The following is a 12,524-nucleotide window of genomic DNA, read 5'->3' as shown; positions in this document are numbered from 1 at the left end:
CCGCGCGACAAGCCCCCACAACCCGCAGCCGCCAGGTGACCGTCGCCCCCGCCCCGTAGGCACCCCGTCACCCTGGCGGCGCCCCCGCTCAGTCCCCCTGATAGACGTCCAGCCGCCCGCACATCCCGAACTTCCCGTACGCCGAAGGCTCCTGCGCCCGGACCAGGGCATCGGCCAAGTAGGTCACATCCCCGCGCCCCAGCCGGTCCAACTGTTCCCCCGTCGCCTCGGCGGCGGCCCGCGCGCCCCGTACCCAGCGCGCCCGCCACTCCGCGAGCCGAGGCCGGACCAACGCCGCGGCGGCCCGGTGGAACGCGGCGAGCGGCTCGGGTCCCTCCGCGTCACGCAGCGCCCGGTAGCCCTCCAGGGCGAGGTCGCGGCGGGCCCGGGCGACCCGCTCCTGCTCCTCCTCCGGCGCGTCCACCGGGATACGGGTCGCCGCGGCGTACGTCTCCGGGTCGGTCAGGTACCGCGGTGGCAGCGTGAGCACGGCGTCGCCCGCCTCCGGCAGCCCGCTGTTCTGCATCAGGACGGTGATGCGCAGCTCGTCCTCGTTGACCAGCCGGTGGATGGTGCCGGGCGTGAACCAGGCGACCGTTCCCGGCGTCAGGGGCGTGACCTCGTACCCGGAGGCCGTCAGGGTCTGCACGGCACCGCGTCCGCCGGTGACGACGTACCCCTCCGAACAGGTCAGGTGCATATGGGGCGTTCCGCCGCACACCCCGTCCGCCGCGGGCCAGTCGTAGACGGACAGGTGCGAGACGGCGACGCCGCCGGGCAGTCCCTCGTCACCGTTCACCACGGGTGCGCCTCCAGGTACTTGGCGATCTCCTCCCGCTCCCAGGCCCCGTCCGCCACGACGACCCGGTAGCGGCGGGTGAGCGTGTCGCCGGGGGCGAGCGCCAGTTCGTCGAAGAACGCCCAGGAGGGGGCGACGGCCGCGAACGGCTCGTTGCGGACGAACCAGTGGGCGGGGTGGGCGCCCTCGGCACCCGTGTGGTCGTTCTCGGGCGCGTGGACGAAGACGAGCGTGGCGTGCCCGTCGGTGCCGTCGTGCTCACCCGAGTACGCCAGCCATGGTGCCTGCCCGCCCATCAGCTCCGGCCCCTCGGCGTCGGGGCCGATGATCCGCCCCTCCCGGAAGGCGCGCGGGCCGCGCCAGAACAGGCCGGTGTAGCCGGCCATCTCACGCCCGGCGGTGGTCGGACTGCCGAACAGCAGCGGCTCGTCACGCCGGTTGGTGATCGCACTGGTCCAGGTGAGCGCCCACGACCCCGCCTCGGTGTCGACGTCGTGCACCTCGATCCGGCGCTCCTCGTCGGCCCACAGCTCCCCGCCGTACGGATGCCAGGTCAGCCGCTCGGCGATCACCACCCGGTCGCCGTCGGAGACGACCTCGTCGAAACCGACGTGGGCCATCGAGCCGACCCGCTCCGGGATCGGCAGGTACCCCTCGCCGTGGACGTAGGAGTTGCCGCCCCACAGGTTCTGGCCCGACAGATGCGAGGCCGTCAGCTGGATGCCCTTGTGCCAGCGGTGGTCGTTGGGGCGGTAGTCGGTGACGACGTCGCCCGCGAGGGTGCGGACCGGGTGCAGATACGGCTTCGGGGCCTCCCAGGCCGCCTCCGGCCGGTACACGTAGCTGAACAGTTCGACGCCGGTGCCCGGCTCGGTGACCGTGATCCGGTCGCCGTGGGCATGGACGACGCGCAGCCCGTCGTGGAAGGTCATGCGGGGATCTCCTCACTCGTGGCGGGCTCCTGGGCGGGTGCGGGCGCCCAGCCGGGGGCTCCGCCGTGCATGGCCGTGTAGTACGGGTCCCCCGGGCCGATCTCGCCACGCCGTACGGTCGTGTCCGTGAACGCCGACTTGTAGAGCGCGGCGATCAGCTCCAGGCTCGTCCGGCCGTCGGCGCCGCTGCTGCGGGGCCGCTCACCGGCGCGCATGCTCGCGACGAGTTCGCGCAGCTGGGCCAGGTGGGAGCTGGGCACGTCGGCGCCGAAGTCCCGCCAGACCGCCGCGTCCGCGTCCGGGGTGCCGGGGGCGGGGGTGATGGACCAGTCGGCGTTGGAGTGGCCGTACAGGTGGGTGAGTTCGATCGTGGCGCGCTCGCAGTCGATGCGGATGCGGCTGACCTCGTCGGGGCTGAGGACGCTGTTGACGACGGTGGCCAGGGCGCCGTTCTCGAAGCGCACGAGGGCGGTCGAGACGTCCTCGGTCTCCACGTCGTGGACGAGGCGCCCGGCCATGGCGCGGACCTCGCTCCACGGGCCGAGCAGATCGAGGAGGAGATCCATCTGGTGGATGCCGTGGCCCATGGCGGGGCCGCCGCCCTCGGTCGCCCAGCGGCCGCGCCAGGGCACGGCGTAGTAGGCGGTGTTCCGGTACCAGGTGGTCTGGCAGTGCGCGACGAGGGGACGGCCGACCGCCTGCTCGGCGATCAGCTTCCGTACGTGCGTGGCGCCCGAGCCGAAGCGGTGCTGGAAGACGATCGAGGCGAAAGGCCCGCCGGTGTCCGCGCCTTCCTCCGCCTCCACGGCGTCGAAGTCGGCGAGCGTCGGCACCGGCGGCTTCTCGCACCACACCCAGGCGCCGGCCCGCAGCGCGGCCACGGTCTGGTCGCGGTGCAGGGTGGGCGGGGTGCACACGCAGACCAGGTCGGGGCTCTGCTCGGCCAGCATGCGGTCCAGATCGGTGTAGCCGTGCGGGATGCCGTGCTCGGCGCAGAACGCGCGCACCGCCTCGGCATCGATGTCGACCGCCGCGACGACCTCGGTCTCACCCTCCTCGGCGAGGCGCGCGAGCGCGGGCAGATGGGAGCCGCCGCCGATGGCGCCGATACCGATGACGGCGGCACGGACACGGCGGCCCTTCAGGGGGGCCTGCGGCTGGTCCGGAGTCGGGCTCGGATCGTTGCTGGGTGTGGGCATGGACGTGATCAGCACTCCATCGAACGGGACGTCGGACAGTGGCCAACGCCTGGTGGCCAGGGCTCCGGCGGTACGGCGACCCTCGCAACGGCAAGCGCTTTCTCCAGCCAGCAACGTATGTGCGGACATAGTCACTGGTCAACACCATGGATTCGGCCGTTGCACCGCTCGGTACACCGGTCCGCACCCCTCCCCCGTACGGCCCTGCCAAACCCCTGTGGCAGCCCTGTCACCCGGGGACGCTAGGCTGCCCCCGTACCTGTGATCACCCGCCCCGCACGGCCGCCCGGCGGCCGGGTCGGCGGTGTGTCACCTTTCCCGTCGGCCCCTCACGATCAGCGCTTGGACCACGTAACTTCATGTCTTGGTTTGAATCCCTCATCCTCGGACTCGTCCAGGGGCTGACCGAGTTCCTCCCCATCTCCTCCAGCGCGCACCTGCGCCTGACGGCGGCCTTCTCCGGCTGGGAGGACCCGGGAGCGGCCTTCACGGCGATCACCCAGATCGGCACCGAGGCCGCGGTGCTGATCTACTTCCGCAAGGACATCGTCAACATCATCTCGGCGTGGTCCCGCTCCCTGTTCAACAAGGAGATGCGCGGCGACCGCGACGCCCAGATGGGCTGGCTGGTGATCGTCGGTTCCATCCCGATCGGTGTTCTCGGCGTGACCCTCAAGGACCAGATCGAGGGCCCGTTCCGCGATCTGCGCATCACCGCGACCATGCTGATCGTGATGGGCATCGTCCTGGGCGTCGCGGACCGTCTGGCCGCCCGCGACGAGACGGGCGGCAAGCACCGCGCCATCAAGGAACGCAAGACCCTGGACCAGCTGAGCGTCAAGGACGGCCTGATCTTCGGTGTCTGCCAGGCCATGGCCCTCATCCCGGGCGTCTCCCGCTCCGGCGCCACGATCAGCGGCGGCCTCCTCATGGGCTACAAGCGCGAGGCCGCGGCCCGCTACTCCTTCCTCCTCGCCATCCCCGCCGTGCTGGCCTCCGGCGGCTACGAGCTGAAGGACGCCCTGGAGGGCGGACATGTCTCCTGGGGTCCGACGATCTTCGCCACGGTGATCGCGTTCGTGGTCGGCTACGCGGTGATCGCATGGTTCATGAAGTTCATCTCGACCAAGAGCTTCATGCCCTTCGTCTGGTACCGCATCGCCCTCGGCATCGTCATCGTCGTCCTCGTCTCGATGGGCGTGCTCAGCCCGCACGCCGGCGAGTCGGCGGGCTGACCGGGCCATCCGCGGGCGGCCGGCCAAGGGGCCGCCCCGAGCACGTGAGTCGGGGCGTTCGCAGCTGAGCGGACGCCCCAACTCCCTTCAGTGACCAAGCACATATGGGATCCGTAGCCGGGCTGTAGCGCACCGTCAGCTCTTGCGCCTACGCTTGTCCGCATGTCCCCCGATTCCCTTGCCTGTGGTTCCGTGCGGTCCGCTGCCGATGTGAACGACCAGATCCGCGCCCTGTGGCGGCGCGCGGGCGGTTCGCTGTCGGCCCAGGAGCGCGCGGAGTACGAGCTGTTGGTGGTGGAGTGGGCCGCGGCGATACGCGGAGAGGTCATCGAGGCCGCGTGAGCGACCCGGCGCAGGGCGCGGCCGTGCGGGACGGCGCCCCCGGAGGGCTGATCATCTTCCTGAACGGCACGTCCAGTTCGGGCAAGTCGAGCATCGCCGTCGAGCTGCTGCGGATCCTGGACGAGCCGTTCTTCCATCTGCCGGTCGACGCGTTCCACGCCATGCGGACACGGCAGGAGATGGCCCCCGAGCGGCTGGCCACCGTGCTCCACCGCACCTGGCGGGGCTACCACCGTGCGATCGCGGGCATGGCCGCCGCGGGCAACAACGTCGTGGTGGACCACGTCCTCAGCGAGGAGTGGCGGCTACGGGACTGCCTCGACCTGTTCGTACCGCAGGACGTCGTGTTCGTCGGCGTCCACTGCCCTCGCGCCGAACTCGAACGACGGGAGCGTGAGCGGGGTGACCGACCCCCGGGGCTCGCGGCGCGGCAGCTGGCGCAGGTGCACACCCACGGGATCTACGACATCGAGTGCGACACGTCCCGCGCGGCCCCGCGGGACTGCGCAAGGCACATCAAGGACTTCCTGCCCCACCGCCCCACCCCGACCGCCTTCCAACGACTGCGCGAGAAGGGGGACGGCCGGTAACGACGGTGCGGGGCTGCGGGCCGCACCCGCCCACGCACCCCAGGCATCCCCACTCCTCACGCGGCCGGCGCCCGCCCCTCACCTCCCGCCGGCCACCCGCAGCACCGCACCCGTGGTGTACGACGCCTCCGGCGACATGAGCCATGCGATGGCCGACGCGATCTCGTCGGCCCGCCCCGGCCGCCGCAGTGGAATGGACGCGGCGATCCGCTCGGGCCGCTCGGGATCCCCGTTCCTGGCATGGATCTCGGTGTCGATGACGCCCGGCGCGACCGCGTTGACCCGGATGTTGTCGGGCCCGAGTTCCTTGGCCAGCCCCGTCGTGAGCGTGTCGACCGCGGCCTTGGTCGCCGCGTAGTGGACGTACTCACCGGGGCTGCCGAGCGTGGCCGCCGCCGAGGACACGTTCACGATGGCTCCGCCGCCCCAGGCTGCCATGGCGCGCGCCGCGCGGCGGGAGCAGAGCAGTACGCCCAGGAGGTTGACCTCCACCACCTGCCGCAGCACGGCCGGGTCGGTGTCGGCCAGCCTGCCGAACGGGCCTGTCACACCGGCGTTGTTGACCAGCCCGGTGACCGGGCCGAGCCGTTCCGTCGCCGTCTCGAAGAGCCGGTCGACGTCGGCCTCGACGGAGGTGTCCGCCTTGACGGTGACACACCGGGCGCCGTTCGCCCGGACCCCCGTCGCGATCCACTCGGCGGCGGCACCGTCGCTCACGTATCCGACGACCACGTCATGGCCGTCCGCCGCGAGCCGCAGAGAGGTCGCGGCGCCGATGCCCCGGCTTCCCCCCGTGACCACCGTGACCGGACGTGACATAACGACCTCCCTGTACCCCGGCGGCTCCGCATCTGCGTCCCCCCGCCCAATGATCGATCATCCTATGAACACCAGTCGGCCACCAGGGCATAGGCGGTTTTCGCTCGTTCCCCCACCCGGTCCACCGACCTGATGCGAAAGTGACGGCAACCTTTCCGCACCCGGCGGCCACAGATGAGGTGTGCGCTCCCCCCACGGGAGCCCGACACGCACCATCCGTTCGCCCGAGCCAGGCAAGGACTCATCCGTGGCATCCCGTTCACACCGCTCACCGCGCCGCTCCTCCCGGCCCGGCAGCCGCACCGCCCTCGTCTCCGCCGTCGCCGTGGCGGCCGTCGCACTCGTCGCGTCCCTCGTCGTGGCGTTCGGCTCCGGCCGCGGGGCCGAGGGCGAGGAGGCCAGGAAGGTCACCACCACGGCCGCCGCCGACACCCCGGCGCGCGAACGGCCGACACCGACCGGGCGTACGTCCTCGCCGTCGCCGTCCCCGAGTCCGTCGGCGTCGAAGAGCGCGTCCCCCAGCCCGTCGCCGACCCCGACCGCGAAGTCCCCGAAGCCGAAGGTCACGAGCGCCCGCCGGGCGGGGTCCGGCACGGCGACCCTGGCGGGACGCATCCGCCCCAGGACTACCTACCAGGGGATCGCCACCCTCTACGACGCCGGGAACGGCGACGGCGCCTGCTCGTTCGGCCCGAGCCCCGACATGATGATCGCCGCGATGAACACCACCGACTACGAGACGTCCAGGGCGTGCGGGGCGTACGTACTGGTCCGGTCGGGCAGTGCCTCCGTCACGGTCCGGATCACCAACGAGTGCCCGGCCCCCTGCAAGCCCGGCCAGCTCGACCTCTCCGCCCAGGCCTTCGCCAAGCTCGCCGATCCGTCGCGCGGCCAGATACCGATCACCTGGAGCCTGGTGAGCCCCGGCTCGCCCGACACGCTCTCCATCCGGTACAAGACCGGCTCCAGCCGCTACTGGTGCGGTATCCAGGCCCTCGGCCACCGCAACCCGCTGGCCCGGCTGGAGGTGCGCACCGGCAGCGGCTGGACCGCGCTGGCCCGCACCGGCTACAACTACTTCCTCTCCGAGCACGGCGCCGGGTGCGGCGGCGCGATCAGGATCACCGACATCTACGGGGAGCAGCTGACACTCGACGGGATCGCGCTGCGGCCCAACACCGTGCAGCCGACCCGGGTCCAGTTCGCCCGGCACTGACGCACCCCCCGGCGGGCCCCGGAAGGGTGACCGGGGTTCGCCGATCCGCCGGACAGAGCAAGCTCGCGCGCGCACGGCCGCCGGTCCTGCCCATGCTGAGGGGGCCCGCCCCCCCTACGCTCCCCGGGACCACCATGCCGCTCACCCGCCGCCCCCGTCCTCGCGCCCGTGTCCGTCCGGCGCTCGTCGCCCTGCTCGGCTCGTCCTGTCTCGGCGGCCTCCTCGCCGCTCCGGCGGCGGGTGCCGCTCCCGGCGGCGGGGACGAGCGCACCCTGCGCCGCCAGCTCGAACAACTGGTCCACGCGCCGGGAGGACCGCCCGGCGTCATCGTCGTCCTCCAGGGCGAGCAGAGGACCCGGGTGCTGCGGGCCGGTGTCGCCGACCTGACGACCGACCGCCCGATCCAGCCCACCGACCACATGCGGATCGCGAGTACGGCCAAGGCGTTCAGCGGTGCCGTCGCCCTCCGTCTGGTGCAGCAGGGCGCCCTGGCCCTCGACGACACGATCGGCTTCCGGCTCCCGCAACTCCCCAGCGCCTGGCACGAGGTGACCCTCCGGCAGCTGCTGAACCACACCAGCGGACTGCCCGACTACACCGAGGACCCGGATTTCCTGGAACTGCTCACCGCGGACCCGCGCCGCACCTTCGACCCGCGACGGCTGCTGGACTTCGTCGCCAACGAAGGGCTGCGCTTCGACCCGGGCTCCCGGTACCAGTACTCCAACTCGGACAACATCGCCGTGGCCCTCATGGCGGAGTCGGCCACCCGGCGGACGTACGAGGATCTGCTGCACCGCCTCGTCAACCGGCCGCTCGGCCTGCGCGACACCAGCCTCCCGCTGGGCTACGCGCTTCCGGAGCCGTACATGCACGGGTACGACGTGCGCCCGCCCGGGCCGCCGGAGGACGTCAGCGAGCTGCTCAGCGCCTCCGGGGTATGGGCGTCGGGCGGCATCGTCTCCACCCCGAGCGACCTCACGCGATTCATCCGCGCCTACGCCGCCGGTGAACTGACGTCGCCGGCCGAACGCGAGGAGCAGCGCCACTGGATCAAGGGCGCCTCCGAACCGGCCGGCCCCGGCCGCAACTCGGCGGGCCTGGCCATCTTTCGCTACAGCACCCGCTGCGGGGTCGTGCTGGGGCACACCGGCAACTTCCCCGGCTACACACAGCTGATGGCGGCGACGCCCGACGGGCGGAAGTCGATCACCTTCTCGATCACGACGCAGGTGAACAGGGCCTCGGACCCCGCCCTGCTGGCGCGGCTGCGCACGATCCAGGAGAACGCGGTCTGCGTCCTCCTCGGCCGCCACCACCGCTGACACCGACGGCCCGCACGACCCGTCCGACCGGTCCGACCGGTCCGACCGGTCCAATCGTCCAACCGGTCCGACCATACGGCCCACCCGGCCCGCCCCGACCCGTACGACTTGTACGACCCGTCCGGCCGGCCGGCTCAGCCGCGCAGATGTGCCGGCATGGTGTCGTCGAGCGGGTACGGCCGCTCCTCGGGCAGCAGCTCCGCCGCCTGTTCCAGCTCGCCCGCCCGGACGAGGCCGTGCACCTCCCGGGCGAGCGGGGTCACGTCCTCGATCCCGACGATCCACTCGTCGGCGTACCGGGCCGCCGCCTCGCCCGCCAGGCCCAGCTGCAACGAGCGGTACGGCAGCGGGTTCAGCCGCAGACCCCGCTCGGGGTCCCACTGCACCCGGGTGGGCGACCGGCGCAGCTCCCGCTGCCAGGCGGCCTGGCTCTCGTGCAGCTCCGGGACGTAGTGCGACAGACAGGAGTGGCGCAGCGCCCACTCGAAGCCCTCGCGGCGGATCTCGACGGCGAGCACCGTCTCCTGGCCCTCCTTCAGACCCCATCCGCAGCGGTACATCATCCAGAGGAACGAGGGCTTGATCCACGTCATCCGATCCCGCTTCCACGCGGCCGGGAAGCGGCCGTCGCGGGCGGCCGGGCCGCCGATCCCGGGCCGGTAGGCCTGGTACACGGTGATCGTGTCCGCCGTGTGGCGGGCCCGGACCTGGAATCGGGGCTCGGTCATGTCTTCTGTTCGTTCTCGATCGCTTTCCTTCACGGGAGCAAGATTCGATCACCATGGGCTCCGCGGGCCACCGAATATCGGCCGGTCGTATGTCGTCACCGCACGCCCCTTGGCGTGTCGCGCCCCCTGCCCCAAGACTGAGCCGATGACGCAGCGTGTGGAGCTCGCGACCGTGATGGACCGGCTCGCCGTCGACGGCCTGATCACCGAGTACGCGGTGGCGGTGGACGACGGCGACTGGACGGCGTACCGGGGGCTGTTCGCCCCGGGCGGCCGCGCCGACTACCGCTCGGCGGGCGGCATCGAGGGCGACGCCGAGCAGGTCGCCGACTGGCTGGCCCGCAGCATGGAGCTGTTCCCCATGCGCCAGCACCTGATCGTCAACCGGCGGGTGCGGTTCGGGTACCTGGACCACGACACCGGTGACACCGCCGAGGTCCAGGCGGACTACATCAACCCCATGCGTTTCGCCGGTCACGACGGCGGATCCACCGCGCCCGACTTCGTCTGCGGCGGCCGCTACGCGTTCGGCCTGGTCCGCACGGACGACGGCTGGCGGCTCAGCGAGGTCGTGGTCCGGGAGAAATGGCGCCGTGCCCCCGAGGGCCTCCCGACCGACCACCACCCCCACCCGGCCTGACCCCACGCCCGACCCCGCGCACCGCCGCCCCGACCTGCCCCCCGCCACCGCCGCACCGACCCGGCCCCCGCGCCACTGCCGCCCTCGCCTGCCCGCCTGCCCGCCTGCCCGCCTGCCCCGGCGTACCCTCCCGTCACGCCCGTCACGCCCGTCCCTCCCCACGCCCTCTGTCGGAGATCGTCTCGGGGGCGCACACTGGAAGACACCCATCACCGGGGAGGGAGGCGCTGGATGACGACGCCCGAAGGGACCGCCTCCCCATGGCGGCGTGGTCTCGGCGCCGCCGCGGCCGGTGCCCTGCCCGTGGTCGCGTTCCCCGGACCGGCCCTGTGGTGGTTCGCGTACGTGGCCCTGGTGCCCTGGCTGCTGCTGGTCCGCACGGCCCCGACCGCCCGGCGGGCGGCGTACGACGGCTGGCTGGGCGGCCTCGGGTACATGCTGGCGCTGCACCACTGGCTGCTGCCGAACCTGCATGTCTTCACCTTCGTCATAGCCGCCCTGCTCGGGGCGTTCTGGGCGCCCTGGGGCTGGCTGGTGCACCGTCTGCTGGCCGGCTCGCCCCCGTCCCGGCGGGTCGCCGCCGCCCTGCTGGTCGTGCCGTCGGGCTGGCTGGCGATCGAGCTCGTCCGGTCCTGGCAGGGGCTCGGCGGGCCCTGGGGGCTGCTGGGGTCCAGCCAGTGGCAGGTGGAGGCCGCGCTGCGGCTGGCCTCGGTCGGCGGGGTCTGGCTGCTCAGCTTCCTGGTGGTCGCCGTGAACGTCGCGATCGCCGTCCTTGTCGCGATACGGCAGGCGCGGGTCCCCGCCGTCGCGGGCCTCGTCGCGACGGCCACCGTGACGTCCGCCGCGTGGGTGTGGTCACCGCGCCCCGACGTGGACGGCCGGGTACGGGTCGCCGTCGTCCAGCCCGGGGTCACCGACGGACCCGAGAACCGGTTCACGAGGGAGGAGACGCTGACCCGGCGTCTCGCGGACCAGGACCTCGATCTCATCGTGTGGGGCGAGAGCAGTGTCGGCTACGACCTGGTCGAGCGTCCCGACCTCGCCGACCGCATCGCCGCGCTGTCCCGCGCGACGGGCGCGGACATCCTGGTCAACGTGGACGCCCACCGTTCGGACCGCCCCGGCATCTACAAGAGCTCCGTGCTCGTCGGCCCCGACGGCCCGACCGGCGACCGCTACGACAAGATGCGGCTGGTCCCCTTCGGCGAGTACATCCCGGCGCGCTCCCTGCTCGGCTGGGCGACCTCCGTCGGCGAGGCGGCAGGCGAGGACCGCAGGCGCGGCACGGAGCAGGTGGTGATGGACGTCGGCAAGGGGCTGCGCGTCGGACCGATGGTCTGCTTCGAGAGCGCGTTCCCCGACATGAGCCGCCATCTCGTCGACGAGGGCGCCGAGGTGCTGCTCGCCCAGTCGGCCACGTCCACGTTCCAGCAGAGCTGGGCGCCGGAGCAGCACGCCTCACTGGCCGCGCTGCGGGCCGCGGAGACGGGCCGCCCGATGGTGCACGCGACCCTCACCGGTGTCTCCGCCGTCTACGGTCCGAGCGGCGAACGCGTCGGCTCCTGGCTCGGCACCGACGAGAGCACCTCCGCGGTGTACGACGTGCCGACGGCGAGCGGTACGACGCCGTACGTCCGCTTCGGCGACTGGCCGCTCCACGCGGCGCTGCTGATCCTGATGGTCTGGGGCGCCTTCGAGGCCCTGCGGACCGTGCGGGCTAGAGGCGACCGGGACGGGAGCGGTCCTCCACTTCCCGTACGACCCGCTCGCACATCTCGTGGGTCGCGAGCGCGTCCCGTGCGCTGAGCACCTTGCCGGCCCGGACTGCGTCGAGGAAGGTGAGCACCGCCTGTTCGATGCCGCGCTGCCGGGCCACCGGCACCCAGTCCCCGCGCCGCCGCAGGGACGGCTGCCCCTTGTGGTCGATGACCTCGGCGAGGTTCACGACCTGGCGCTTGGTGTCCTGCCCGGAGACCTCCAGGATCTCCTCCGCGGAGCCGCTGAGGCGGTTCATGACGCCGAGCGCGGTGAAGCCGTCCCCGGAGAGCTGGAGGACGACGTGGTGCAGCAGCCCGTTCTCGGTCCGGGCGCGCACGGTCATGTCCTCGACGGCCCCCGGGGCCAGGAACCGCAGGGTGTCGACGACGTGGATGAAGTCGTCGAGGATCATCGTGCGGGGGTGCTCGGGCAGGCCGATGCGGTTCTTCTGCATCAGGATCAGCTCGCGCGGATGGTCGGCGCACTGGGTGTACCCGGGCGCGTACCGCCGGTTGAAGCCGACGGCGAGACCCACGTTCCGCTCCTCGGCGAGCCGCACCAGGCGCTCGGACTCGGCGAGTTCGTAGGCGAGGGGCTTGTCGACGTACGTGGGGACGCCCGCCTCCAGCAGCCGGGTCACGATCTCGGGGTGGGCGCCGGTCGGCGCGTGCACGAAGGCGGCGTCGAGGTCCTGGGCGAGCAGCGCGTCGAGGTCGGCGTGGCGTTGTCCCGGCGGGAGATGCAGGCTGTCGGCGACGCCGGTGAGCGTGGCGGGCGTCCGCGTCTGCACGTGCAGTTCGACGCCCGGTTGGGTGCCGAGCACCGGCAGATACGCCTTCCGGGCGATGTCGCCGAGCCCGATGCAGCCGACCTTCACAGGGGTCTCCCGTCCACGGTGTGCCGAGGCCCCAGCATATGCGTGGCCGTGCGGGGCCCGGGTG

The 12,524-nt window shown here is 72.5% G+C and carries 13 protein-coding genes; 7 read left to right on the top strand and 6 right to left on the bottom strand.

Annotation, left to right across the window (positions count from 1 at the left end):
• Positions 1-88: 88 nt before the first annotated feature.
• The 3 genes from M8J73_RS37380 to M8J73_RS37370 are packed head-to-tail and all read right to left on the bottom strand — an operon-like array spanning position 89 to position 2,930.
• On the bottom strand, positions 89-802 hold the full coding sequence (locus M8J73_RS37380) for a cupin domain-containing protein (RefSeq protein WP_055536981.1): 714 nt from the start codon (positions 800-802) through the stop codon (positions 89-91).
• Positions 796-1,731, bottom strand: coding sequence for a DUF6807 domain-containing protein (locus M8J73_RS37375; protein ID WP_055536982.1), 936 nt, complete (start codon positions 1,729-1,731; stop codon positions 796-798). Before M8J73_RS37375 ends, M8J73_RS37380 begins: the two co-directional genes overlap by 7 nt.
• Positions 1,728-2,930, bottom strand: coding sequence for a Gfo/Idh/MocA family protein (locus M8J73_RS37370; RefSeq protein ID WP_206187750.1), 1,203 nt, complete (start codon positions 2,928-2,930; stop codon positions 1,728-1,730). The genes M8J73_RS37375 and M8J73_RS37370 overlap by 4 nt, the downstream gene beginning before the upstream one ends.
• Before the next feature lie 359 nt (positions 2,931-3,289).
• On the opposite strand from M8J73_RS37370, the gene M8J73_RS37365 reads away from it, so the two are divergent.
• From M8J73_RS37365 to M8J73_RS37355, 3 genes are all read left to right on the top strand, one after another.
• Positions 3,290-4,165, top strand: a complete 876-nt coding sequence (locus M8J73_RS37365; protein ID WP_055536984.1) for an undecaprenyl-diphosphate phosphatase — start codon at positions 3,290-3,292, stop codon at positions 4,163-4,165.
• A 162-nt stretch (positions 4,166-4,327) separates the two neighbouring features.
• The gene (locus M8J73_RS37360) at positions 4,328-4,507 is read left to right on the top strand and encodes a hypothetical protein (protein ID WP_079054655.1); all 180 of its coding nucleotides are present in this window, start codon (positions 4,328-4,330) and stop codon (positions 4,505-4,507) included.
• On the top strand, positions 4,504-5,097 hold the full coding sequence (locus M8J73_RS37355) for a chloramphenicol phosphotransferase CPT family protein (RefSeq protein ID WP_055536985.1): 594 nt from the start codon (positions 4,504-4,506) through the stop codon (positions 5,095-5,097). The genes M8J73_RS37360 and M8J73_RS37355 overlap by 4 nt, the downstream gene beginning before the upstream one ends.
• 78 nt (positions 5,098-5,175) lie before the next feature.
• Here the strand turns inward: M8J73_RS37355 and M8J73_RS37350 are convergent, their stop codons facing one another.
• Positions 5,176-5,916: a glucose 1-dehydrogenase gene (locus M8J73_RS37350; RefSeq protein ID WP_249829616.1), complete on the bottom strand. Its 741-nt coding sequence runs from the start codon at positions 5,914-5,916 to the stop codon at positions 5,176-5,178.
• A gap of 247 nt (positions 5,917-6,163) precedes the next feature.
• On the opposite strand from M8J73_RS37350, the gene M8J73_RS37345 reads away from it, so the two are divergent.
• The gene (locus M8J73_RS37345) at positions 6,164-7,132 is read left to right on the top strand and encodes an expansin EXLX1 family cellulose-binding protein (protein ID WP_055542486.1); all 969 of its coding nucleotides are present in this window, start codon (positions 6,164-6,166) and stop codon (positions 7,130-7,132) included.
• Between the two features lie 134 nt (positions 7,133-7,266).
• Positions 7,267-8,457, top strand: coding sequence for a serine hydrolase domain-containing protein (locus M8J73_RS37340; RefSeq protein WP_249829615.1), 1,191 nt, complete (start codon positions 7,267-7,269; stop codon positions 8,455-8,457).
• Positions 8,458-8,591: 134 nt separating this feature from the next.
• Here M8J73_RS37340 and M8J73_RS37335 read toward each other — a convergent pair whose 3' ends face one another.
• Positions 8,592-9,185 (bottom strand): DUF4291 domain-containing protein, encoded by a 594-nt coding sequence (locus M8J73_RS37335; protein ID WP_055542930.1) that lies wholly within the window; start codon positions 9,183-9,185, stop codon positions 8,592-8,594.
• Between the two features lie 145 nt (positions 9,186-9,330).
• Between M8J73_RS37335 and M8J73_RS37330 the strand changes: the two genes are divergently transcribed.
• Complete coding sequence (locus M8J73_RS37330; RefSeq protein WP_249829614.1) at positions 9,331-9,825, top strand: nuclear transport factor 2 family protein; 495 nt, start codon at positions 9,331-9,333, stop codon at positions 9,823-9,825.
• A 231-nt stretch (positions 9,826-10,056) separates the two neighbouring features.
• A complete protein-coding gene (gene lnt, locus M8J73_RS37325) occupies positions 10,057-11,631 on the top strand; it encodes an apolipoprotein N-acyltransferase (RefSeq protein ID WP_055541148.1) in 1,575 nt (524 codons plus the stop codon).
• Here the strand turns inward: lnt and M8J73_RS37320 are convergent.
• Entirely contained in the window at positions 11,543-12,460 is a 918-nt protein-coding gene (locus M8J73_RS37320; RefSeq protein ID WP_055541149.1) for a Gfo/Idh/MocA family protein, read from the bottom strand. The two genes, lnt and M8J73_RS37320, sit on opposite strands and share 89 nt — an antisense overlap.
• Positions 12,461-12,524 lie beyond the last annotated feature (64 nt).

The organism is Streptomyces neyagawaensis (genome assembly GCF_023516595.1).
Lineage (GTDB): Bacteria > Actinomycetota > Actinomycetes > Streptomycetales > Streptomycetaceae > Streptomyces > Streptomyces neyagawaensis.
This window is presented reverse-complemented; position numbering and strand designations above follow the sequence as displayed.